This window comes from Actinopolyspora xinjiangensis, assembly GCF_900104475.1.
GTDB lineage: Bacteria > Actinomycetota > Actinomycetes > Mycobacteriales > Pseudonocardiaceae > Actinopolyspora > Actinopolyspora xinjiangensis.
Genome location: NZ_FNJR01000016.1, coordinates 84,515 through 107,104, shown reverse-complemented (window position 1 = coordinate 107,104; position 22,590 = coordinate 84,515). Strand labels below are relative to the sequence as shown.

At 67.6% G+C, this 22,590-nt stretch carries 19 protein-coding genes; 6 read left to right on the top strand and 13 right to left on the bottom strand.

Annotated elements, in window-relative coordinates:
- Window positions 1-83: 83 nt before the first annotated feature.
- Window positions 84-533: a PaaI family thioesterase gene (locus BLQ75_RS20710; RefSeq protein ID WP_244515805.1), complete on the bottom strand. Its 450-nt coding sequence runs from the start codon at window positions 531-533 to the stop codon at window positions 84-86.
- Window positions 534-596: 63 nt separating this feature from the next.
- Here BLQ75_RS20710 and polA point away from each other — a divergent pair, with 63 nt between their 5' ends.
- Both polA and BLQ75_RS20700 read left to right on the top strand, forming a co-directional pair.
- Window positions 597-3,287 carry a DNA polymerase I gene (gene polA, locus BLQ75_RS20705; protein ID WP_092604339.1) on the top strand — a complete coding sequence of 897 codons (2,691 nt, stop codon included), beginning with the start codon at window positions 597-599 and terminating at the stop codon, window positions 3,285-3,287.
- Window positions 3,288-3,591: 304 nt separating this feature from the next.
- Window positions 3,592-3,999 carry a VOC family protein gene (locus BLQ75_RS20700; RefSeq protein WP_092604338.1) on the top strand — a complete coding sequence of 136 codons (408 nt, stop codon included), beginning with the start codon at window positions 3,592-3,594 and terminating at the stop codon, window positions 3,997-3,999.
- Window positions 4,000-4,091: 92 nt separating this feature from the next.
- On the opposite strand, the gene BLQ75_RS20695 is transcribed toward BLQ75_RS20700, so the two are convergent.
- The 4 genes from BLQ75_RS20695 to BLQ75_RS20680 form a co-directional block, all read right to left on the bottom strand.
- A complete protein-coding gene (locus BLQ75_RS20695) occupies window positions 4,092-6,155 on the bottom strand; it encodes a YhgE/Pip domain-containing protein (RefSeq protein ID WP_092604337.1) in 2,064 nt (687 codons plus the stop codon).
- A gap of 10 nt (window positions 6,156-6,165) precedes the next feature.
- Window positions 6,166-6,840, bottom strand: coding sequence for a hypothetical protein (locus tag BLQ75_RS20690; protein WP_211481511.1), 675 nt, complete (start codon window positions 6,838-6,840; stop codon window positions 6,166-6,168).
- 53 nt (window positions 6,841-6,893) lie between these two features.
- Window positions 6,894-7,871, bottom strand: a complete 978-nt coding sequence (locus BLQ75_RS20685) for a GNAT family N-acetyltransferase (RefSeq protein WP_092604336.1) — start codon at window positions 7,869-7,871, stop codon at window positions 6,894-6,896.
- A 185-nt stretch (window positions 7,872-8,056) separates the two neighbouring features.
- Window positions 8,057-8,926: a class I SAM-dependent methyltransferase gene (locus BLQ75_RS20680; protein WP_092604335.1), complete on the bottom strand. Its 870-nt coding sequence runs from the start codon at window positions 8,924-8,926 to the stop codon at window positions 8,057-8,059.
- Between the two features lie 436 nt (window positions 8,927-9,362).
- On the opposite strand from BLQ75_RS20680, the gene rpsA reads away from it, so the two are divergent.
- Window positions 9,363-10,862, top strand: a complete 1,500-nt coding sequence (gene rpsA, locus BLQ75_RS20675) for a 30S ribosomal protein S1 (RefSeq protein ID WP_092604334.1) — start codon at window positions 9,363-9,365, stop codon at window positions 10,860-10,862.
- A 182-nt stretch (window positions 10,863-11,044) separates the two neighbouring features.
- Window positions 11,045-12,244 (top strand): dephospho-CoA kinase, encoded by a 1,200-nt coding sequence (coaE, locus tag BLQ75_RS20670; protein ID WP_092604360.1) that lies wholly within the window; start codon window positions 11,045-11,047, stop codon window positions 12,242-12,244.
- A 33-nt stretch (window positions 12,245-12,277) separates the two neighbouring features.
- Here the strand turns inward: coaE and BLQ75_RS20665 are convergent, their stop codons facing one another.
- Together BLQ75_RS20665 and BLQ75_RS20660 are read right to left on the bottom strand one after the other, a co-directional pair.
- The gene (locus BLQ75_RS20665; RefSeq protein WP_244515804.1) at window positions 12,278-12,796 is read right to left on the bottom strand and encodes a ribonuclease FAU-1 family protein; all 519 of its coding nucleotides are present in this window, start codon (window positions 12,794-12,796) and stop codon (window positions 12,278-12,280) included.
- Window positions 12,797-12,948: 152 nt separating this feature from the next.
- Window positions 12,949-13,500 (bottom strand): ribonuclease FAU-1 family protein, encoded by a 552-nt coding sequence (locus tag BLQ75_RS20660; RefSeq protein ID WP_092604333.1) that lies wholly within the window; start codon window positions 13,498-13,500, stop codon window positions 12,949-12,951.
- Window positions 13,501-13,596: 96 nt separating this feature from the next.
- Between BLQ75_RS20660 and uvrB the strand changes: the two genes are divergently transcribed.
- Window positions 13,597-15,759: an excinuclease ABC subunit UvrB gene (gene uvrB, locus BLQ75_RS20655; RefSeq protein WP_092604332.1), complete on the top strand. Its 2,163-nt coding sequence runs from the start codon at window positions 13,597-13,599 to the stop codon at window positions 15,757-15,759.
- 55 nt (window positions 15,760-15,814) lie between these two features.
- Here uvrB and BLQ75_RS20650 read toward each other — a convergent pair whose 3' ends face one another.
- The 6 genes from BLQ75_RS20650 to BLQ75_RS20625 all read right to left on the bottom strand — a co-directional run bounded on the left by BLQ75_RS20650 (window position 15,815) and on the right by BLQ75_RS20625 (window position 21,937).
- Window positions 15,815-16,999 (bottom strand): acyl-CoA dehydrogenase family protein, encoded by a 1,185-nt coding sequence (locus BLQ75_RS20650; RefSeq protein ID WP_092604358.1) that lies wholly within the window; start codon window positions 16,997-16,999, stop codon window positions 15,815-15,817.
- Window positions 17,000-17,066: 67 nt separating this feature from the next.
- A complete protein-coding gene (locus BLQ75_RS20645; RefSeq protein ID WP_170837603.1) occupies window positions 17,067-18,083 on the bottom strand; it encodes a 3-hydroxyacyl-CoA dehydrogenase NAD-binding domain-containing protein in 1,017 nt (338 codons plus the stop codon).
- 20 nt (window positions 18,084-18,103) lie between these two features.
- On the bottom strand, window positions 18,104-18,844 hold the full coding sequence (locus tag BLQ75_RS20640) for an acetoacetate decarboxylase (protein WP_092604331.1): 741 nt from the start codon (window positions 18,842-18,844) through the stop codon (window positions 18,104-18,106).
- 10 nt (window positions 18,845-18,854) lie between these two features.
- Window positions 18,855-19,631, bottom strand: a complete 777-nt coding sequence (locus BLQ75_RS20635) for a crotonase/enoyl-CoA hydratase family protein (RefSeq protein ID WP_092604330.1) — start codon at window positions 19,629-19,631, stop codon at window positions 18,855-18,857.
- Window positions 19,632-19,633: 2 nt separating this feature from the next.
- Entirely contained in the window at window positions 19,634-20,845 is a 1,212-nt protein-coding gene (locus BLQ75_RS20630; RefSeq protein ID WP_092604329.1) for a CaiB/BaiF CoA transferase family protein, read from the bottom strand.
- Window positions 20,846-20,995: 150 nt separating this feature from the next.
- Window positions 20,996-21,937 (bottom strand): LysR family transcriptional regulator, encoded by a 942-nt coding sequence (locus BLQ75_RS20625; RefSeq protein WP_092604328.1) that lies wholly within the window; start codon window positions 21,935-21,937, stop codon window positions 20,996-20,998.
- A gap of 168 nt (window positions 21,938-22,105) precedes the next feature.
- Between BLQ75_RS20625 and BLQ75_RS20620 the strand changes: the two genes are divergently transcribed.
- Window positions 22,106-22,528, top strand: coding sequence for a PPOX class F420-dependent oxidoreductase (locus BLQ75_RS20620; RefSeq protein ID WP_092604327.1), 423 nt, complete (start codon window positions 22,106-22,108; stop codon window positions 22,526-22,528).
- Window positions 22,529-22,590: the final 62 nt, after the last annotated feature.

Below are 22,590 nucleotides of genomic sequence, written 5' to 3'. Positions count from 1 at the left end.
GCGACCTCTCCTGAAGCGGGAAGTCGCTGGGCTCGACGTCGGCGACTACCGGACCACGGCGGAGCGTTTTCCGTGCCAGCTGTTCAGTTCGCCGGCGGTTTCTCCCGCAGCACGCAGGTCAGCCGGGCCGAACAGGTACGCTTGTCGTTCTCGTCTGTGATGACGATCTCGAACGTGGCCGTGCCGCGCCCCCGGTGCAACGGAGTCGCCACTCCGGTGACGCTTCCTTCGGTGGCCGCGCGGTGGTGGGTGCACGAGAGTTCCAGCCCCACGGCGATTCGGTCCGCGCCCGCGTGCAGCGCCGCGGCGATGGAGCCGAGCTGTTCGGCCAACACCGCGTTGGCGCCCCCGTGCAGCAGCCCGTACGGCTGGCGGTTGCCTGCAACCGGCATGGTTCCGACCACACGATCGGGGGCATACTCGGTCACCGTTATGCCCATCCGGTGCCCGAGTTGTTCCTCGGCAGGGACAGCCGATACCGCTTCCAGGTCTTCCGCGCCGTTCAGCGCCGTGGTATTCGTGTTTTCGGTCACTGTTCAAACTCCTGCCCTGCACGCGACCCTTGTCGGGGGATAAGCCTAGACTCGCATGCCGTGATGGCATCCGAGCACCGACGCCTGCTGCTGATCGACGGCCACTCCATGGCCTACCGAGCGTTCTACGCATTGCCCAAGGAGAACTTCCAAACGGGTACCGGACAGCACACCAACGCGGTCTACGGTTTCACCTCGATGCTGATCAACCTGCTACGGGACGAGCAGCCCACGCACCTCGGGGTGGCTTTCGACGTGTCGCGGCAGACTTTCCGGTCCGAGACCTATCCCGACTACAAGGCCAACCGGGGGGCCACCCCCGAGGAGTTCCGCGGTCAGGTGAGCCTGATCCAGGAAGTGCTCGGTGCCCTCAACATACCGGTGTTGAGCAGGGAGAACTATGAGGCCGACGACGTTGTCGCGACTCTGGCGAGCCAGGCCGTCGAGGCCGGTTTCGAGGTCAGCATCTGTACCGGCGACCGGGACGTGCTGCAACTGGTGAGCCAGGACGTGACCGTGCTCTATCCCAGCAAGGGAGTCTCCGAGATGACCCGCTTCACCCCTGAGGCGGTCGAGGAGAAGTACGGACTCACCCCCGTGCAGTACCCCGACTTCGCCGCGCTGCGCGGTGATCCTTCCGACAACCTCCCCAAGATCGACGGTGTGGGGGAGAAAACTGTTACCAAGTGGATACAGCAGTTCGGCTCGTTGGATGACCTCGTCGACAGGGCCGACGAGGTCAAGGGCAAGGCAGGGGAGAAGCTGCGCGCCAACATCGCCCAGGTGCTGCTCAACCGGCAACTGACCCAGCTGGTCACCGATGTCTCGCTCGAGTTCGCGCCCGAGGACCTGCGGATGGGCCAGTGGGACCGGGACGCGGTGCACCGAGTGTTCGACGACCTGGAGTTCCGTGTACTGCGGGACCGGCTGTTCGCCACGTTGTCCACGGCCGAGCCCGAGGTCGTCGAGGGGTTCGAGGTGTCCGGGGGGATCGCGAAACCGGGTGAACTGCGCTCCTGGCTGGACCGTCACGCGCGCGACGGTTCGCGTGTGGGCCTGGCCTGTGTCGGGCGCTGGGCGCAAAACAGTGGTGATCTGGAGGGCGTGGCCGTGGTCAGTGCCTCCGGTGCCGGGATCTACGTGGACACCGCGGCGCTGACCTCGGATGACGACAGCGCGTTCGCGGAGTGGCTGGCCGATTCCGGCGTTCCCAAGGCGGCCCACGACGTCAAGGCGGCGCTGCACGCGCTCCGCGAGCGCGGTTGGTCGCTCGCCGGGCTCACCAGCGACACGGCGCTGGCCGCCTACCTGGTCCGCCCCGGCCAGCGTTCCTTCGACCTGCCCGACCTGGTGGTGCGTTACCTGCAGCGTGATCTGAACGCGGAGCCGGCCACCGGCGGTGGTCAGCTCTCGCTGCTCGAGGACGAGCAACAGGTCAAGGAGAACGCCGCTGCCGCCGAGCTGACCCGCGCCAAGGCGGTCCTGGAACTCGCCGATGCGCTGGACGAGCAGCTGCGTGCCATCGAGAACCACGGTTTGCTCACTGACCTGGAACTGCCGCTGTTGCTGGTGCTGGCCGATCTGGAGGAGGCGGGGATCGCGGTCGACCGGGACCGGCTGAGCGAACTGGGCTCCCGGTTCTCCGCACGGGTCAAGCAGGCCGCCGAGGACGCCTACGCCGTGATCGGCAGGGAGATAAATCTCGGCTCGCCGAAACAGCTGCAGACAGTGCTGTTCGACGAGCTGGGCATGCCCAAGACCAAGCGCACCAAGACGGGCTACACCACCGATGCCGAGGCGTTGCAGGGTCTCTACGAGAAGACGGAGCATCCTTTCCTGCGACACCTGTTGGAGCATCGCGACGCCACCAAACTCAAGACCACGGTCGAAGGACTGGACAAGGCGGTCACCTCCGACGGCAGAATCCACACCACGTTGAACCAGATGATCGCCTCGACCGGGCGGCTCTCGTCGACCGAACCCAACCTGCAGAACATCCCGGTCCGTACCGACGAGGGGCGTCGGATCCGCGAGGTGTTCGTGGTGGGGCAGGACTACGAGACGCTGCTGACGGCCGACTACAGCCAGATCGAGATGCGGATCATGGCGCACCTCTCCGGTGACGAAGGGCTCATCGAGGCCTTCCGCACCGGTGAGGACCTGCACAACTACGTCGCGGCGCAGGCCTTCGGGGTTCCCATCGGTGAGGTCGACCACGAGCTGCGGCGCCGAGTGAAGGCGATGTCCTACGGCTTGGCGTACGGGCTGTCCGCGTACGGGTTGGCCCAACAGCTGCAGATCTCCAACGAGGAGTCCAAGCAGCAGATGGAGGCCTACTTCGCGCGGTTCGGGCGGGTGCGCGACTACCTGCACGAGATCGTCGAACGCGCGCGCAAGGACGGCTACACCTCCACGATCCTGGGGCGTCGCCGGTACCTTCCCGACCTGACCAGCGACAATCGGCAGCGTCGCGAGATGGCCGAGCGCATGGCGCTCAACGCACCGATCCAGGGCAGCGCGGCCGACATCATCAAGGTGGCCATGCTCGGTGTGCACCGCGCGCTGACGGAGGAGGGGCTGGCCTCTCGCATGTTGTTGCAGGTGCACGACGAATTGATCATCGAGGTGGCCGAGGGCGAGACGGAGGCCGTGGACCGCCTGGTGCGCGGGCAGATGAGCTCGGCGGCCGAGCTCGACGTCCCGCTGGAGGTCTCGGTCGGTACCGGGGTTTCCTGGGACGCGGCGGCGCACTGAGCGTCGGGGAGTCCGGCGCGGGGTCGGCCGTTCCCCGGTGCGGGAAGGCGGCCCCGGCGCCCGCGGTGTTGCCTGAGGCGCGCTGAACCGTGCCAGCCTGCTGCTCCGGCGATCAACGGCTGCCGTTAGGCTGCCCAGGATTCATCGATGCGTCGGCGGTACCGGCTCCGTCGGGGGTTCCGCCTGCCTCACTCGGTCAGGGGATTCGAATCGCCGGGGAGCCGACGTAATTGGACGACACGAGAAACCGCGGTGTCGACGCGTGGTGTTGGGGGAGTGTGCCTGGCGTCGGCGAAGGAGGATCATGATCAGCGTCGACAGACTGGACCACCTGGTGCTTACCGTGGCCGATGTCGAGCGTGCGTTGGACTTCTACGAGAACATTCTCGGTATGGAGCCCGTGACGTTCCAGGAGGAACGGCGCGCGGTGCGTTTCGGACAGCAGACCATCAAACTGCACGCCGCCAGCGAGCTGGTGGACCCCACCGCCACACACCCGGTCCCCGGATCGGCGAATCTGTGCCTGGTCACCGGCGACGCGCTCGGGGACGTCCAGGAGCATCTCCGCGCCAACGATGTGCGGATCGAGGCGGGCCCCGTGGTTCGCACCGGAACCAACGGGCCCATAACCTCGCTGTACCTGCGTGACCCGGACGGGAACCTGATCGAGATCGCCCGTTACGACGATCCCGAGATGGGCCCCGAACAGTGACACCCGCGGGCGGTGGCCCCTCGAGGGGCCACCGCCCGCGGTGGGAACACGGCTCGACGGCCGGTTCCATCCACGACCGTTCCGTTCCGCGCTCAGAGGGACAGCTCCGGCCGGAGCCGTTTGGCCGTCCACACTCGTTGCCGCGCCGCGGCGGCTGTGCTCAGCAGCAGTCCGCCCAGCAGATAGCTGCCCATCACCAGCGCCGCGTGTGCCGCGTTGTCGAGCTGCCCGCCGTAGAGCAGCTGCCGTAGCCCGTCCACCACGTAGCTCAGCGGCAGCACATGGTGCAGCGGGTGCAGCGCCTCCGGGGTCGTCTGCCACGGGAACGTTCCGCCCGCGCTGACCAGCTGCAGCACCAGGAAAACCAGTGCCAGGAACTTGCCGCGCGGCCCGAAAGCGGCGTTGAGCGAGTGCACCACGGCCGTGAACGCCAGCGAGGTCAGCACCAGGAAGACTAGCGTCGTCACCGGTTTGGCGGGCCAGATCCCCACTCCGAAGGTCACGACGAGGTAGAGCAGCACCGCCTGCACGGTTCCCACCACGGCGGCGGGCAGCCACCCGCCGATCGCGATGCGCCACGGGGCCACCCCGCCCGCCAGCGCACGGTTGGACAGTGGCCGCATCAGCAGGAACAGCACGAACCCGCCTATCCACAGCGCCAGTCCCATGAAGTACGGGGCCAGTCCCGCCCCGTAACTGCCCGCGCTGGTCTGTGCCTGATCGCGCACCGCGACGGGGTCGCCGATGGTTTCGGCGGTGGCCTCGCGGGCCGAGTCGTCCGGGTTCGGGATCTCGTCGACCCCGTTGTTGAGCTTTCCGGCCAGCTCGGTCGATCCGTCGGCCAGTTTCTCCGACCCGTTGGAGAGTCGGCTCGTTCCGTCGGCGAGGTCGTCGGCACCGGTGGCCAGCCGCTCGGTTCCGGAGACGGCTCGTCGCTGGTTCGCGGCCAGCTTTTCCATCCCCTGGTCGAGTTCGTCAGCCCCCTTCGAGACGCGTCCCGACGCGGTGTGGAGCTTGTCGATCCCGTTGGTCATCTCCGGGGCCTGGTCGGCGAGCTGACGGGCCCCCTCCGCCACGCGTTCGGCGCCGTCGGAGAGCCGGGTCACGCGTTTCACCTCGTGCTGTATTCGTTTGTTGGTGTCGTCGACCGGCTGGTTCAGCTCGTCCAGCGTGCTGGTGATCCGCTCGATCTCCCGCTCGTCGAGGCCGAGCGCGCGCAGCTTGGCGGCGATCTTCTGGTTGGCGTCGTCCAGCTTGTCCACGACGTGTTGCGAGAAACCGCCGAGACGCTCGGCCGTGGCGGCCAGCTCGGCGTTGCCCTCGGCGACCCGTTCGGCGCCGTCGGCGAGTTGTTCGCTCTTGGCGGGTAGGTCGGCCGTCTTCTCGCGCAGCTCGCCCAAGCCCTCGTGGAGTCGCTTGTTGCCCTCGGCGACCTGGCCCGAACCCTCGGCCAGCTTCGCGGCGCCGTCGGCGAGTTTCCGCTGCGAGGTGACTAGCTCGTGAGTGCCCGACGACAACTGTTCGGCACCCCGAGCGGCGTCGTCCAGCCCGGAATCGAGATCCCCGGCCCCGTTAGCGAGGTCTCCCGCCCCGTCGGCGGCCTGCGCCGTGCGGTCGTGCACCGTGCTCAGCCCCAGCAACAGTTCACGAGCCGCGTCGCTGCTGGCATCGGAGGCCACGGACTGCTTCACCCTGGTGGCCACCCGGTCGGCGACTGTGCCGACCAGGTAGTTGTTCGCGTCGTTGGTCACCAGCCGCAGTCGCGCTTGCTCCGGGTCGAAGTCGCCGGGCGAGAGCAGCGCACGTGAGAATCCTTCGGGGATCATCAGCGCGAACGCGTAGTCCCCTTCCGAGACTCCGGTGGTGGCCCGCCGCTCGCTCACCCGGTGCCAGTCGAAGTCGCCGGACTCGATGAGACGGTCGTAGACCTTCTCGCCCGCGGTGAGCCTGCCGCCGTCGTCCTTGTCGGCCCCCTCGTCATCGACGACGACAGCGGCGGGAACGGAGGAGAAGCGATCGTAGGGATTGAGGTTGGCGTAGATGTACATCGCGCCGTAAAGCAGTGGCACGAGCGTGACCGCCACCAGCGCCAGTTTGGGTAACTTTCCGGAGGTCAACCGGCGTAGTTCGGTTCGTGCCAGGCGGAACGTGGTCATGCTGGTTTCCTCACAACGAGCCGGAGTCGGCGACTGACGGCGTGGTCGTTTCGGCCTGTTCTTCCGGTGGGGAGACGCCGTTGTGCTCGCCGATCCGTGCCGGTACCTCGCCCAGTTCCACGGCGGTGTGCGGCGAGCACAACGCGACTACGGCGTATCCGTGGTTCGCGGCCTCGCGGGCCACGGCGTGCCAACGTGACGCCTCGCCGCCGTGCCGGTCCGGGCAGTCCAGGACCAGCGTCTCGACCTCGCGCCTCGCGCGAGCCAGGTCCAGCAGCACCCAGGTGCGGTAGTGCGGGGCGAGCTGTTCGAACCTGACCCCCGCCTGCTGTCGCAGCCCGCGCTCGGCGAGCCAGGTTCTTACCGCTCTGGCGCCGAAGGGGCGTCCGGCGATCCCGAGTCCTTCGGCGATCACCTCGCGCAGCTCGATGCTGCCTTCCGGTTCGGTGATGCCGGGGGCGTCGACTACGGCCACGGTGCGGCGAAGCTCTGTGGGGTCGCGTTTCCCGTTTCGCAGCACCGTTCCCGTGCCGGGGCGCAGCCGGCCCGCGAGAAGCAGTGCGAGTGCGGTGCGTCCCGATCTCGGCGGGCCGGTCGCCAACAGCAGTTCCCCCGAGCGTGCCCGAAGGGAGGTCGGTTCGAGTAGTGTCCCGTGCGGCCCGGTCACCCCGGCGCCCACTGCCACGATCTCCACGGCTCGGTGTGCCTTTCGCGTCCGCGACCGGCACCCTCGACGCCTCAGCGAAGCGCGGTTGCCGGTCGGATCTCCCAGAGCGTCCACAGGGGGCGGTAGCCCTGGCGGTGCCAGAACACCGGGGACAACGGGTTCGCCGGGTTGTAGTAGAGGTAGCTGCCCACCGCGCCCGCGGCGGCGAAGTCCTCGTGGACCCGCGACATCAGTTCTCGTCCGATGCCGATGCCCCGCTCTTCCTCGCGCACCGAGAGGCAGTTGACGTAACCCCAGAGCCCGTTGCCGAGCCGGTGTCCACTGTGGTGGTTGTCGGTGTCGACCCAGCCACATTCGGCAAGTCCGACCGGCTTTCCGTTCCGCTCGGCCAACCAGACCGGGTCGCCCTGTGGTGCGCCGTCCCCGCGGCGGATGCCGCGCGGCCCGCTCTTCGTGCGCAGCCGGACCCTGACGGCGTGGCGTTTGAGGTCGGCCGCTCCGGAGCGCGGGACGGAGGCACCGACGAGGCTGGCGTACTCGAGCTCGAGCATCGCCAACTCCACGACACTGTCCACGTCGGCGGGTTCCGCCCGGCGCATTTTTACGGTACCAGACAGTTCCGTATCTATCGTGACGGCGGGTGTGCGTATCGCCAGGCACGAGAGCGGAACGAAACCGTGGTCCAGCAGCGCGCGGCTCGCCCCGACATCCCTGCTGGGCCAGGTGACCAGGCACGAGGAATCCGATTCCGGTGCTCGTAGCCGCTCGAGTTGCCGCCGGAAGGCGTGCAACAGGACGTCCATGCCCTCCCGCGGGGCCTCGCCCAGCAGCGGGAACAGTTCGTAGGTCTCCCTGGTCGACCACAGGCTCGCCGGCGACGCCGGTGGCTGACTCGTGTGGGCCGTCAGCCCGGCGACCGGCTCGCCGTCCCCGAGTCGGGCCATCACCGGTTCGCCGCCGCGCGGTAGCGGATAGGCGTCCGGCAGCGCCGGGTCCATCCGGCGGAATCGTGCCTGCTGGATTTCCAGTAGTTGCTGAGCGCTGGTCAAGACACTGCCTTGCTTCCTGTGCGGAGTCTCCCGCTCGTGTGGCACCCGTTCGTCGAGCTCGTCCCGGTTCGCGGCGCGCGGAGGTGATCGAGTCGCGGGGGCCGATGTCGAACGGTTCTTCACCCGCCGGCTGGTGCGCCGGGCGGACCCGGGGCGCCCCCGGGCAGGCTCTTCCGCCGCGTCGACTACGCCACGAGTCCGCACCGGAAGATAGCGGTGCCGGGCAGGGTTCTGCCGCGCAGCGGGCTCCACTGTCCCCAGGTCTCGGTGAGGTCGTCCGGCCACTCGGGTTCGATGAGGTCGTGGAGTCGGAACCCGGCCTCGTTGATCTGGGTCACGTAGTCGCCGAGCGTGCGGTGGTGCTCGACGTAGGTCGCCCTGCCCGTGCCGTTGATCTCCACGTACGGACTGCGGTCGAAGTACGAGCCCACGGCGGTGAGTCCCTCGGGGCCGGGGTCGTCCGGGAAGACCCAGCGAATCGGGTGCGTGACCGCGAACACCCACAGTCCGCCCGGGCGCAACAAGCGCGCGACCTCACGCATGACGGCCCCGGAGTCGGCCACGAACGGTACGCCGCCGAACGCGGAACAGGCGAGATCGAACGAGTCGGTGGCGAACGGCAGCATGTCGGCACTGCCCTGCACCAGCGGTATGTGGATCCCGCTGCGTTCGTTGCCCGCGCGGGCGTGCCCCAGCATCCCGCCGGAGATGTCCAGCCCCACCGGGTGGGCTCCCCGCTCGGCCAGCCACCGGGAACAGGAGGCGGCACCGCAGCCGATCTCCAGCACCCGTGCCCCTTCGACGTCGCCGAGCAGGTTGGCCTCTCGCTCCAGGAGTCGTTCCGGGCACCACACGAATTCGGTGTCTCCCAGGAACGGGCCGTGCTCGGCCTGGTAGTCGTCCGCGTCGGCGTCCCACCAGAGCTTGCTGGCCGAACGTGACTCGGTTCCGCCCGCGGCACGGTTGGCCACCCCGATCGTCCCGAGAATTCGTTCGGCGTTGCTGTGCTGCGACTCCGCCGTTTCACCCGTCGGTTCGAATGCGGGATTCGTCACCGTCGTCTCCTCCTGGGGCTCGTGTGCTGTGGGTGTGTGCCGTGTTCGACCTTCCCGGAGACCGCCGGGCGATTTGCCCCACGATCGCCGAGACGGGTACGCTATCGCTCGCACCAGGGGTCTGTCTCCGTCAGGGCCCGTGTTCACGCACGGCGCCGGAGTCGCCCGTTTTCGCGTGGTCGGATCGCTCCTCGTGACGCGTTCTCGAGGCGGTCATTCTCGAGGAAAAGCCGCGCGGGAAGCCACCGGCCGTGCTGCTTCCCGCCGGAAGCTGCGGCTTCCGGCAGGAAGGCGACGTCCGGTGTTCGGGGACGGCGGTTTCCGTCGTCGGAGGGCGCCGTGGCCGCGATGGGGGTGGTCCGTGCGGAGCCGATCCGGGTGCATGAGAACCTAGAGACCCGACAACCGATCTATCCGTACCGGAGCAACCCACCTGATGTCCACCGACACCACCACCGTCCCGACTGCAGCCGCCACCAAGCCGCAGGTCGCAGTGAACGACGTCGGGACGGAGGAGGACTTCCTCGCCGCCGTCGACCAGACCATCAAGTACTTCAACGATGGGGACATCGTCGAAGGCACTATCGTCAAGGTCGACAAGGACGAGGTCCTGCTCGACATCGGCTACAAGACCGAGGGGGTCATTCCCTCCCGGGAGCTTTCGATCAAGCACGATGTCGACCCCGCCGAGGTCGTGGCCGTCGGCGACTTTGTCGAGGCTCTTGTCCTGCAGAAGGAGGACAAGGAAGGCCGCCTCATCCTGTCGAAGAAGCGCGCGCAGTACGAACGTGCCTGGGGAACGATCGAGGACCTCAAGGAGAAGGACGAGCCGGTGCGCGGCTCCGTCATCGAGGTCGTCAAGGGCGGTCTCATCCTCGACATCGGCCTGCGAGGCTTCCTGCCCGCCTCGCTGGTGGAGATGCGGCGCGTCCGCGACCTGCAGCCCTACGTGGGTCGGGAGCTCGAGGCCAAGATTATCGAGCTGGACAAGAACCGCAACAACGTCGTTCTCTCCCGTCGTGCCTGGCTGGAGCAGACCCAGTCCGCCGTGCGCAGTGAGTTCCTCAACCAGCTGCAGAACGGCCAGGTCCGCAAGGGCGTCGTTTCCTCCATCGTCAACTTCGGTGCGTTCGTCGATCTGGGTGGGGTCGACGGACTGGTCCACGTCTCGGAACTCTCCTGGAAGCACATCGATCACCCCAGTGAGGTCGTCGAGGTCGGCCAGGAAGTCACCGTCGAGGTCCTCGACGTGGACATGGACCGGGAGCGGGTCTCGCTGTCGCTGAAGGCGACCCAGGAGGACCCGTGGCGCCAGTTCGCCCGTACGCACGCGATCGGCCAGATCGTGCCGGGCAAGGTCACCAAGCTCGTGCCCTTCGGCGCGTTCGTCCGTGTCGACGAGGGCATCGAGGGTCTGGTGCACATCTCCGAGCTGGCCGAGCGCCACGTCGACATCCCCGAGCAGGTCGCGCAGGTCGGCGACGAGGTCATGGTCAAGGTCATCGACATCGACCTGGAGCGCAGGCGCATCTCGCTCTCGCTGAAGCAGGCCAACGAGGGCTTCACGCCGGACTCGGAGTTCGACCCGACGCAGTACGGCATGGCCGCCGAGTACGACAACGACGGCAACTACATCTACCCCGAGGGCTTCGACCCGGAGACCCAGGAGTGGCGGGAAGGCTACGAGGCCCAGCGCGAGGAGTGGGAGCGGCAGTACGCCGAGGCCCTGGAGCGCTACGAGGCCCACATGCGCCAGGTCGCCAAGGCCGCGGAGGCGGACGCGGCGGCGGCCGCCGCCGGTGGCGACGAGGAGCAGCAGCAGGAGGGCAACTACACCTCCGGTGGCGCCGCCGAGGAGGAAGAGCAGGAGCCGAGCGCGATGGCCAGTGACGCCCAGCTGGCCGCTCTTCGCGAGAAGCTCTCCGGCGGTGCGTGACGTTCGGCCGACTGACGGCTGACACCTTCGCGACGGCCCCGTCCCCGCACGAGCGGGGGCGGGGCCGTCGTTCATTCTCCGCCTTCCCGTGCGCCTGGATCGGGCGAGGTTTCGATCACATCTCCTCCTGCGGGGCGTGGACGGTCTCGGTTCGGCGGGAGGCGCCTGGCAGGATGATGTGGATGTTGCGTGTTGGCCTCACCGGAGGAATCGGTTCGGGTAAGTCGACGGTCGCCGAACGGCTGGCGCGGCTGGGAGCCGTGGTGATCGATGCCGACCGGGTCTCCAGGGAGGTGGTCGAACCCGGGACCGAGGGACTGGCCGAGATAGTGGCCCGGTTCGGGACAGAGGTGCTCGACGACGACGGGGCGTTGGACCGGGCCGCTATGGCGCGTCTCGTCTTCGCCGACGAGGAGGCCAGACGTGATCTGAACGGCATCGTCCACCCCAGGGTCGCCGCACGTACCTCGGAGCTGGTGGCCGAAACCGGTGCCGACGCGGTCGTGGTACACGACGTCCCACTGCTCGTGGAGAACGACTACCAGGCGGATTACCACTTGGTGATCGTCGTCGACGCTCCGGTCGAACAGCGCGTCCAACGGCTCGTGGCGCGTGGGCTGCCGGAGGGGAACGCCCGGGCTCGGATCGAGGCACAGGCGAGCGAGGAACGGCGTCGGGAAGCCGCCGACGTCTGGTTGGACAACGACGGCGAGCTGGAACGGCTGCACGCCGCCGTCGACGAGCTCTGGCGGGAGCGGCTCGTTCCCTTCGAGGCGAACCTCCGTTCCCACAGCCCGTGGCCGCTCGGCTGGCCGAGGGTCGTCGAGCCGGATCCGGAGTGGCCACGGCGGGCGCGCAGGCTGCTGGCGAGGATCGACAGGGCGCTCGGTGACCGTGCCCCGAGGGTGGACCACATCGGTTCGACCTCGGTCCCGGGGCTGCCCGGCAGGGATGTGATCGACCTGCAGCTGACCGTCCGCGACCTTTCCGAGGCCGACGAGCTCGCGGTCCCACTGGCCGAGGCGGGCCTGCCCGTGCTGTCGGGTGCCGACGCGGACGAGGCGCACGACGTGGCCTCCGATCCGGAGCAGTGGCGCAAGCGGACTCACGTCTCGGCCGACCCCGGGCAGCGGGTGAACCTGCACCTGCGGGTGGCCGGCGCGGCGAACTGGCGGTTCGCGCTGTTGTGCACGGCCTGGTTGCGTGCCGACGACGAGGCTCGCCAGGAGTACGCGGCGCTCAAACGTGATCTCGCCGTGCGGTTCGGTTCGGACCCCGACCCGGGTCGTTACATCGAGGCCAAGCAGCCCTGGTTCGAAAGCGCGCTACCCCGTGCCGAACGGTGGGCCGCCGAGTCGGGCTGGCGGCCACCACGGGTGTGAGCACCGCCTCCGGGTGGGGAGTGGCACCCCGATCTACGGAACGGCGAACACTCCCCGGTGAGCCAGCCATTGTTCGACGTCGCGGTGCAGGCGGACCTCTTCGTAGGTGCGGTGCACCGTGCACACCGCCAGGTCGGCTTCCTCGGGGGTGAGCAGCCCGTCGCTGACGGCGGTGGCGAACTCCTCGGAGTTGACGATCCTGGCGGCGCCGTGCTCCGGTACTTCCAACCCGAGCAGCAGGTCGGTGGTTATCCAGCAACGGGCGTCCCGGTCTATCAGCACCGCGCTGAGCAGGCTGCCGTCCGGCCGGGCGTGCCTGTTGCGCGGTCGGTAGCGCGTCAGTCTCAGCCCCAGCTCGGGGAGCAGCCAGATCACTTCACCGCTGTGCACCGGGTCGTCGGGGGTGCCGCGTTCCAGGCACAGTCCCCACCGTTCCAGCCGGCAGTGGTCCAGCTGCTGGGTGGCCCCGGAGCCCAGGTGTCGCCGCGCATCGGCGACATCGACGACGTCCACGTGCTGAGGAGTGATCACCGAACCCACGAGTTCGACCATAACCCCGGAAAAACTGTGAAATGATCAACAATATGAATCCGTTACGTAACTTTTGAGTGTTGTATAAGTCACGGTAGGGTTATGTTTGGGTGGTTCGGAAATCCGGCGGTTGCGCAACGTGCCCGGCGTGTGGTGGGGACGACCGATTTCGGTCATCTCACGTGGCGCCAGTCCAGCTCGATTCCGAAGGTCCGCAGCCAGGCAGGAAGGTCGTAGTCGCACCGCGCAAGTCCGTCCACCACGAGGTGAGTGGTGTCCATCGCCCGCCGGGCGGTCTCGTCGTCCAGCAGTTCGGCCCGCAGCGCGGTGACGAACTCGTCGCTGTCCAGTACCCGCGCTCGTTCCCGCTGCGTGACGGCGACGTCCAGGTAGAGATCGACGGTGCGCCAGCGGTGCTCACCGGGCTCTATCAGCGCGATGTCGAGGTAGAAGTCCTGGCTCCCGACGTGTCCGGGGCGACAGCGGTAATCGCTGATCCGCAGCCCCAGCTCGGGCAGCAGCCATGACTCGAGGTAGTCCAGGCTGGGGTGGTCGATCATGGGGCGCGCCATGTAGAGCCCGCACGGTTCCACCCGGTACTCGTCCACCGGCCGCACCTGTCGCTTGGCGTCGGTGTTCGTCCGGTCGGTCAGGTCGAAGATCTCCACCTTCGGGGGGTGGATCGGCAGTCCGAGGTTCGCGGCGATCTCCCATTGCGTCGTCACAGCGCCACTCTACGAGTTCGAAGGGGTCGCTGTCCTCGTCCGAGAACGATCCCACGGCGGCGGCGTGATGTCGTACTCGGCTCGTAAGCTGGGGGAGTGGCATTCGCGACTGAGTACCCCGTGCTGGCGCACTCCGAATTCCGCCCGGTCGGTGACATCCCGCGCAAGGACGGACGGTTCCGGGTCGTCAGTGACTACGAGCCCGCCGGTGACCAGCCGGAGGCGATCGATGAGCTCGAACGCCGGATCAACTCCGGGGAGACCGACGTGGTGCTGCTGGGAGCCACTGGTACCGGCAAGTCCGCGACCACCGCGTGGCTGATCGAACGGGTGCAGCGTCCGACCCTGGTGATGGAGCCTAACAAGACGCTGGCCGCCCAGATGGCCAACGAGCTGCGCGGCTTCTTCCCGGAGAACGCCGTGGAGTACTTCGTCAGCTACTACGACTACTACCAGCCGGAGGCCTACGTACCGCAGACCGACACCTACATCGAGAAGGACTCCTCGGTCAACGAGGACGTCGAGCGGTTGCGGCACTCGGCGACCTCCAACCTGCTCAGCAGGCGGGACTGCGTGGTGGTCTCCTCGGTGTCGTGCATCTACGGTCTGGGGACCCCGCAGTCGTACCTGGACCGCTCGATCGCGCTCGCGGTCGGCGGGGAGATCGACCGCGACGTGCTGCTGCGCGCGCTGGTAGACGTGCAGTACCAGCGCAACGACCTGGCCTTCCAGCGCGGCACCTTCCGGGTTCGCGGGGACACCGTGGAGGTCATCCCGGCTTACGAGGAGCTCGCGGTGCGCGTCGAGTTCTTCGGCGACGAGATCGACAGGCTCTACTACCTGCATCCGCTGACCGGCGACGTGGTGCACGAGGTGAACGACCTGCGGATCTTCCCGGCCACGCACTACGTGGCGGGGCCGGAGCGGATGGAGCAGGCGATCCGCGGTATCGAGGAGGAGCTGACCGAGCAGCTCGGCAAGCTGGAGCGGCAGAACAAACTGCTCGAGGCGCAACGGCTGCGGATGCGCACCCAGTACGACATCGAGATGATGCGGCAGGTCGGGTTCTGCTCCGGCATCGAGAACTACTCGCGCCACATCGACGGCCGTGAGCCCGGTTCGGCCCCGGCCACGCTGCTCGACTACTTCCCCGAGGACTTCCTGCTGGTCATCGACGAGTCCCATGTGACGGTCCCGCAGATAGGCGGCATGTTCGAAGGCGACGCGTCACGTAAACGCACCCTGGTCGACCACGGGTTCCGGCTTCCCAGCGCGCTGGACAACAGGCCGCTCAAATGGGAGGAGTTCGCCGATCGCATCGGCCAGTCGGTGTATCTGTCGGCGACCCCGGGCTCCTACGAGATGCAGCGTTCCGGTGGCGAGTTCACCGAGCAGGTCATCCGTCCCACCGGACTGGTCGACCCCGAAGTGGTCGTCAAACCGACCGAGGGGCAGATCGACGACCTCGTGGCCGAAGTGCGGCAACGCGCCGACCAGGACGAACGGGTGCTGGTCACCACGTTGACCAAGAAGATGGCCGAGGACCTCACCGACTACCTGCTCGAACTGGGCATCCGGGTGCGCTATCTGCACTCTGAGGTCGACACGCTGCGCCGGGTCGAGCTGCTGCGCCAGCTCCGGCTGGGGGAGTACGACGTGCTGGTCGGCATCAACCTGCTGCGGGAGGGACTGGACCTCCCCGAGGTGTCGCTGGTCTCGATCCTGGACGCCGACAAGGAGGGCTTCCTGCGCTCCGAGACCAGTCTGGTGCAGACCATCGGCCGAGCTGCCCGTAACGTTTCCGGGCAGGTGCACATGTACGCCGACGAGGTCACCGAATCGATGCGTCGCGCCATCGACGAGACCAACCGCAGGCGGGCCAAGCAGATCGCCTACAACACCGAGCACGGCATCGACCCGCAGCCGCTGCGCAAGCAGGTCGCCGACATTCTCGACCGGGTGTACTCGGAGTCGGAGGACACCGAGGAGACCGTTGCGGAGGGCGGTTCGGCGCGCAACGCCTCGCGGGGCAAGAAGCCCGGCGGGGAGACCTCGGCGAGCACCAGCTCCGGCGTGCTCAAGGATCGTGACACCAAGTCGATGCCACGTGCGGAGCTGGCCGATCTGGTGCAGCAGCTCAACGACCAGATGATGAACGCGGCCAGGGAACTGCAGTTCGAGCTGGCCGCCCGGCTGCGCGACGAGATAAACGACCTCAAGAAGGAACTCCGGGCCATGGACGAGGCCGGGGTGAGCTGAACGGCGCGGGGCGGGTGAGCAGGGGCCCACCCACCCCGCGGTTCCGCTCGGTACGTCAGGCGAAGGCGCTCTGACCGGTGATCGACTTGCCCACGATCAGTGTGTTCATCTCCCTGCTGCCCTCGAAGGAGTAGACGGCCTCCGCGTCGGCGAAGAACTTGGCCACCTCGTAGTCCAGCACGATCCCGTTGCCGCCGAACAACTCGCGTGCCCAGGAGACGCACTCGCGCATCCTGGTCGTGGTGAAACTCTTGGCCAGCGCGGCGTGGTCGGGCCCCGCCGTGCCGTCCGCCATCTTCTGGGCGAGCCGGGTGACCATCCCGAACATGGCCGTTATGTTGCCCAGCATCTTGACCAGCAGATCCTGGACGAGCTGGAATCCTCCGATGGGCTTGCCGAACTGCTCGCGGGTCACCGCGTACTCCCGGGCCAGCTCGTAAGCGCGCACGGCCACTCCGAGCGCCTGCCAGGCCACGTTCCCCCGGGTCTTGGCCAGTACCTTCGCGGTGTCGCGGAAGTTCTCGATGTTCTGCAGCCGGTTGTCCTCCGGCACGCGCACGTTCTCCAGCGACAGGTCCGCGTTCTGCACCGAGCGCAGCGCGATCTTGCCCTCGATCTTGCTCGCTTGGAATCCCGGCATGCCCTTCTCGACCACGAAGCCCTTGACACTGCCGTCGGCCTCGTCGCGCGCCCAGATGACCACCAGGTCGGCGAACGTGCCGTTGCCGATCCAGCGCTTGGCCCCGTTGAGCACCCACTCGTCGCCCTCACGGCGGGCGGTGGTGCGCATTCCCCCCGCCACGTCGGAGCCCCCCTCGGGCTCGGTCAGCCCGAACGCCCCGATCTTGTTCCAAGCCACCATGTCCGGCATCCAGCGATCCCGCTGGCGTTGATCACCGCCACCGTAGATGCTACCCATCGCCAGCCCGGTGTGTACCCCGGAGGCCACGGCCAGCGAGGGGTCCACCTTGTTGAGCTCGACGCTCAGGAATCCGTTGAACAGCGGCCGGCGAGCGGACCCGTCGCCGTACTCGGGGAACTGGAACCCCGCGATGCCGAGCTTGGCGAAGGTCTCGATGGCCTCGAACGGGAACTCCGCTCGGTCCCATGCCTGGTTGGCGATCGGTTTGATCTCGCTCCGCAGGACTTCGCGGATCCGCGCCAACTCGTTGCGCTCCTGCTCGGTGAGCAGTTCCTCGAAACCGAAGAAGTCGGAATCGGTGTTGGCTGTCTTGGCCATGGTGATCACCCGTCTCCTACTGTGATGGTTCTCGTGGGTGGTGTTGCGAGCGGCTCCCGGTCGGGGGTCACTCCTGCGAGTGGTCGGAACCGAGAGTGGAGCTCGTGCCTCTCCGAGCGGTCCGATCCGCCGTCCCGGCGTCGCGCACCGCTTCGTTCACCGCGAGTTGTTTGTCGTCCCTCGCCCGGCTCCTGGCCAGGTAGGCCTCGGTGCCGGTTCCGTAGGCGCTCTCCGTCTGCCGCACCAGGGTCTCGACCGCGTTCTCGGTGAGTTCCGGGGCGCTGAGGTCCTTCCAGCGTTCGGCCATGCCCCTGCCCAGGTGCTCGATCATGTGCCGAATGCCCTCGCCGCCTCCGCCGAGATGGAAGCTCTCGAACGGTCCCACCGTCGCCCACCGGCCGCCGAGCGAGTTCTTCATGACCGTGTCCAGTTCCTCGACGCCGATCACACCGCGGAGGACGAGACCGAACGATTCGGCCATCACCGCGCTCTGCAGTCGGTTGGCGACGAAGCCGGGCACTTCCCGGTGCAGCCGCACCGGCGTTTTGCCCAGCTCGGTGTAGAACCCGAGCGCGGTGTCGACGACCTCCTCCGAGGTGCGCTCACCCGGCACCAGCTCGACCAGCGGCACTACGTGCGGCGGGTTGAACGGGTGGGCGACCAGGAGTCGTGCCGCCGCATCCTCCGGAAGCGGCTCGGCCATGCTGGACGGCAGCAGGCCGGAGCTCGAGGAGGCCAGTACCGCGTGCTCCGGCGCGGCCCGGGCTGCCGCTGCGAACAGTTCCCGCTTGAACTCCAGCCGTTCGGGACCGTTCTCCTGCACCAGGTCAGCTCCCGACACCGCCCAGGCCGTGTCGTCGCCGAGCTCGATGCGTTCCCGCAGCAGCGCCGGATCCGGTTCACCGGGTAGACCGTGGGTGAGTAGAGGAAGGGTTTCGTCGAGCGTGTGCCGCAGGTCCGACCTGGGGTCGGAGAGCCGTACCCGCATGCCGTGAGCGGCGAACAACCCGGCCCAAGCCAGCCCGATGGTTCCGGCGCCCAGCACCGCCGCGGTTTCGAAGCGGTGATCGCCGTGTTCTGTCATGATCCACTCCTTTCCGCGGGTCACGCCGAAGCCAGGTAGTCGTGGACCGGTACAGCGGGTCCCAACGTCAGGTCGGCGAGGATGTGACTGGCCGAGACCACCTCCCGCACCGGCAGGTCGGCCAGTGGTGCCAGTGCGTGTTCGAAGAGCTGCAACCGCGCCGGTGCGGTCCACGCCTGGGTGACTGTGATATCGGTGATCTCGGTCCGGACCAGCTCGCACACTCGTGGTTCGCGATCACGGCCAGGCAGGATGTCCAGCATGTAGGTGGGGACCGTGATCTGTCGCGTGGCCTGCTCGACCGGCAGCGCGTGGTGCTTGTATCCCATGGTGGCCGTGGCCACTCGCTCGTTACCGTAATCCAGCGTGCCCACCAGAGCAGCGTGCTCGGTGCGCAGCCGTGGTGCGGCCAGCACCTTGGGGTAGGCACTGAGTTCGCGTCCCGAAGCGGTGGCCGGGAAGTTGTCCAGGTACATGGCGTGCAGGTACTCACCGTGCTCGTCACCGAACCGCACGGGTATCGCCTGCCCCGCCTCGGTGTAGGGTCCGAACGAGGTGACCTCGTTCATCCGCATGATCTCGAAGCGCACCAGCGGCTCCTCGATCTCCAGGGGCTCCGGTACGACGGCACGCAGTGCCTCGGGATCGGTGCGGTAGACGATGTTGAGGTACTCCCGGTCGGTGAACCTGGGGACGGTGGCCGCGAAGGCCGGGTTGGTCAGCGGTGTGGTCAGTGCCTGGCGCACTTGTTCGGCGCGCATCTCGTCCTCCTCACCGTGCGGACCAGCTCGGTGCCCGGCGTTCCGCGAACGCGCTGGCCCCTTCTGCGAAGTCCTCGGACCGCAGCAGCTCGCGGATCTCCCCGCGTTGTGCTTCGAGGGCCCGCCGCTCGGACTCGTCCGCCGCCAGGCGGGAGATCCGCTTGGCGGCGGACACGGCCAGGGGTGCGTTCTCGGCCAGCCGCGCCGCCAGGTCGAGTGCTTCCTGCTCGGCAGCCCCGTCCGTCGTCACCCGGTTGACCAGCCCGAGTTCGGCCGCGCGTTCCGCCGTGATCGGGTCGCCGGTCAGTATCAGTTCCATGGCCAGGTGGTAGGGAATCCTGCTCGGCAGGCGCGCGGCACCGCCGCCGCCCGCGATCAGCCCGCGCTTGACCTCGGGAAGGGCGAACTTCGCGTTCGTGCCCGCCACGACGAGGTCGCAGGCCAGGGCCATCTCGAAGCCGCCGCCCATCGCGTATCCTTCGACCGCCGCGATCAGCGGCTTGCCCGGTTCCCGCTCGGTGAGCCCCGCGAAGCCCGCTCCTTCGACCTCGACCGAGTCGCCGTTGGCCGCTGCCTTGAGGTCCATGCCCGCGCTGAACACGCCCTCGGCTCCGGTGAGGATGCCGACGCGCAGTCCCGGGTCCTCCTCCAGGCGCCGAACGGCGTCCGCGAGTTCGCGGGCCACCCGGGAGTCGACCGCGTTGCGGGCTCCGGGGCGGTCGATGGTCATAACGAGGGTGCGTTCGTGGATGTCGGTACGCACCACGGGAGGTTCTCCTGGTGTCATGATCACTCCTCGGAATCAGTCGACGGCCGAGAACCGCCGAGTACCTCGGCGGTGTGCTGGCCGGGACGGGGAGCGTGCCTGCGGATCGACGCCGGGGTACGGGAGAACGTCGTCGGCACGCCGATCTGCCGGTAGCTTCCCTCTGTCGGGTGGTAAGCCACGTCCAGCAGGTGCCCCTCCCGCACGTAGGGGTCCGCGGTGGCCTCCTCCATGCGCAGCACCGGCGCCACCGGGATGCTGTGCTTGGTGCCCACCTCGATCCATTCCGAGGTGCTCAGTTCGGGGGTCACCGATTCGATCAGCGCGGCCAGATCGGGCCCGTCCCGGCGCACGTCGATGAACTCCCCGTTCACTCGCGGGTCCTCGGCCAGGTCGGGGCGTCCGGCGGCCGCGAAGAGGTCTCGGAAGTTCTGCGGGGTGTACGGGATGATCATGACGAATCCGTCCCTGCTGGGGCGTGCCCGGTGCCCCTCGTTGAGGGAGTTCGGGAAGCCGGTGGGGCCGAGTGGCGGATCGAAGGTGTGGCCCTGCAAGTGCTCGACCATGTTGAACGAGATCAGGGTGTCGGCCATCGGGACCTCCACCCGCTGGCCCTCACCGGTGGCGCGCTGGTGCAGCAGTGCCGCCGTCGTCGAGTAGGCGATGGTCAGCGCGGTGATCTTGTCCGCGAGGATGCTGGGCAGCACGGCTGGTACGCCGAGGTCGTCGGCGCGGTGGGCCATGTCGATCATGCCGGAGGCCGCCTGCACCGTCTCGTCGTAGGCGGCGAGCTCGGCTCTGTCGGAGTCCGGGCGGAATCCCTGGGCGTGGGCGTAGACCAGGGCCGGGTTCCGCTCCGCGAGCGATTCGTAGTCCATCCCCAGCCGTCGCAGCGCACCGGCCCGCATGTTGGTGATCAGCAGGTCGGCCCCGTCGATCAGTTCGAGAGCGCGCCGACGTCCCTCCTCGTCCTTGAGGTCGAGCTCGACGCTGCGCTTGTTCCGGTTGACGTTGAGGTACAGCGGGGTCATCCCCGGCGAGCGGTAGGTCGTACCGAGCCGCGCGCTGTCCCGCGGCGACTCGATCCTGACGACGTCGGCACCGAGATCTCCCAGTATCTGTGCCGCGTACGGTCCCATCACGACGGTGGACATGTCGACTATCCGGACACCGTGCAGCGGCCCGGGGGTGACATTCTCGTTGGTTCCCGCCTCGTGAGCGGTCGTCTGCCACATGAATGCTCCTGTAGAGCAGGGAAATTACTTAACCTCACTAGCGACAGTACGAGCGTACTGGTTCGGTTTCAAACGATTCGCGCGATCAATTCGCGAAAAATGGCGTGACCGCTGTGGTCACGCCTTTCGTGGTCGAATGTCCGGAAAGGGTCAGCGTGTCGCTTTCTGTCGTCCCGCGGTTTCGGAACAGTTCTCGTCGGGGAGGACTTTCCTGGCGGCCTCGAGCGCTTCGTATAGCCCGGAGTCCCGTTCATCCCGGTCACAACGCCACACCAGGCCGGTGGACAGGGCAGGGGAGAAGTCCTCGAACGGGAGGACGATCTGCTCTCCCGTGCGGTACTTGTGCATACTGCTCTCCGGGTCGAGCATGGAAATGGCGAAAGCCGAACCGTTGCCGACCAGTTCTCCGATGCCCGAGTAGTCACCCGTACTGAGGTGAATTCTTTTCTTTATTCCGGCTTTGTCCAATCGCCTTTCCAGCTGTTCGAAATACACCGGTGCGGTATCCGGAGCCGGAACCACGTAGGAATAGTCGGCCAGTTCCGCGAGCGAAACACTGGTGTGGTCACCGAACTCCTTCCGGGGAAGCACGGCGCCGAGCGGTTCCCGCATCACCTCCCGGACCTCGAGCCCCACCGCGTGGACCGGCAGGTGCACCAGTGCCATGTCGAGCTCACCCCGGCGGACCGAACGCACCAGGCTGTCGGTGTTGGCGGGCCATCGTTTGACGTTGTGGCTGGTCGCACAGCGACGCTCCAACTCGCCGATCCGCTCGCGGACCCACGAGTGCAGTCCCGGCGCTATGCCGATGAACACCGTGGGAACGGTGTTGACGACCATGCGGCGCATCCGCCCGGGAATGTCGTCGAACCGGTTCAGCACGTCCTGGGCGACCGGCAACAGCTGGTTTCCCGCCTCGGTCAGCGCCACGTTGTGCGAATCGCGTTCGAACAGCGTCACGTCCAACTCTCGCTCCAGGTCGCGGATTCGCTGACTCAGCGGTGAGGTGGCCATGTGCAGCTGCCGCGCCGCACGCGAGAAACTGAGATTCTCCGCGACCGCGAGAAAGTAACGCAGGTGGAATATCTCCATCGCCGCCGAGACTACTCCGGAAGGCCGGTGGTCGCGGCCGTGGCACTCCCCCGGATGGCGGTGTTCCCCTCCGCACCGGCAGCGCCGTGTCGAGCCGACCGAACGGGGAAACCCCGCTAGGATGGCGGTGCTACCGCAGGAACTCTTCGAGCAGCGAGGTGTCGGTCCGTGGCGAAGCCCCCGTTTCCCGAGCGGGTCATGAAACTGCTTTCGGCCCCGAACCCCTCGGTGATAACCACGATGCGGCCCGACGGCCAACCGGTGTCGGTGGCTACCTGGTACCTCTTGGACAACGGCCGGATCCTCGTCAACATGGACGAGGGCCGGAAGCGGTTGGAGTACATGCGCGCCGAACCGAGGGTCTCGTTGACCGTGCTCGCCTCCGAGAACTGGTACACCCACGTCAGCCTCCAGGGACGTGTCACCGCCCTGCTGGACGACCCCGGGCTCTCCGACATCGACCGGATCGCCCGGCACTACACCGGAGGGCCGTACCACGTGCGTGACCGTGCCCGAATCAGCGCCTGGATCGACGTGGACCGTTGGCACGGTTGGGGAGCGGCCGAGAACGAGGACGTCACACACCACTGACCGGAGTTCCCCGCTCCCGGCGGACGTTCCTCGGCCCACTCCAGCGCCGGTCAGTCACCGGG

Coding starts and splice junctions, on each gene's coding strand:
- polA (WP_092604339.1), top strand. CDS start 597: ATGGCATCCGAGCACCGACGCCTGCTGCTGATCGACGGCCACTCCATG.
- BLQ75_RS20700 (WP_092604338.1), top strand. CDS start 3,592: ATGATCAGCGTCGACAGACTGGACCACCTGGTGCTTACCGTGGCCGAT.
- BLQ75_RS20695 (WP_092604337.1), bottom strand. CDS start 6,155: ATGACCACGTTCCGCCTGGCACGAACCGAACTACGCCGGTTGACCTCC.
- rpsA (WP_092604334.1), top strand. CDS start 9,363: ATGTCCACCGACACCACCACCGTCCCGACTGCAGCCGCCACCAAGCCG.
- coaE (WP_092604360.1), top strand. CDS start 11,045: ATGTTGCGTGTTGGCCTCACCGGAGGAATCGGTTCGGGTAAGTCGACG.
- BLQ75_RS20665 (WP_244515804.1), bottom strand. CDS start 12,796: ATGGTCGAACTCGTGGGTTCGGTGATCACTCCTCAGCACGTGGACGTC.
- BLQ75_RS20650 (WP_092604358.1), bottom strand. CDS start 16,999: ATGGCCAAGACAGCCAACACCGATTCCGACTTCTTCGGTTTCGAGGAA.
- BLQ75_RS20645 (WP_170837603.1), bottom strand. CDS start 18,083: ATGACAGAACACGGCGATCACCGCTTCGAAACCGCGGCGGTGCTGGGC.
- BLQ75_RS20640 (WP_092604331.1), bottom strand. CDS start 18,844: ATGCGCGCCGAACAAGTGCGCCAGGCACTGACCACACCGCTGACCAAC.
- BLQ75_RS20635 (WP_092604330.1), bottom strand. CDS start 19,631: ATGACACCAGGAGAACCTCCCGTGGTGCGTACCGACATCCACGAACGC.
- BLQ75_RS20630 (WP_092604329.1), bottom strand. CDS start 20,845: ATGTGGCAGACGACCGCTCACGAGGCGGGAACCAACGAGAATGTCACC.
- BLQ75_RS20625 (WP_092604328.1), bottom strand. CDS start 21,937: ATGGAGATATTCCACCTGCGTTACTTTCTCGCGGTCGCGGAGAATCTC.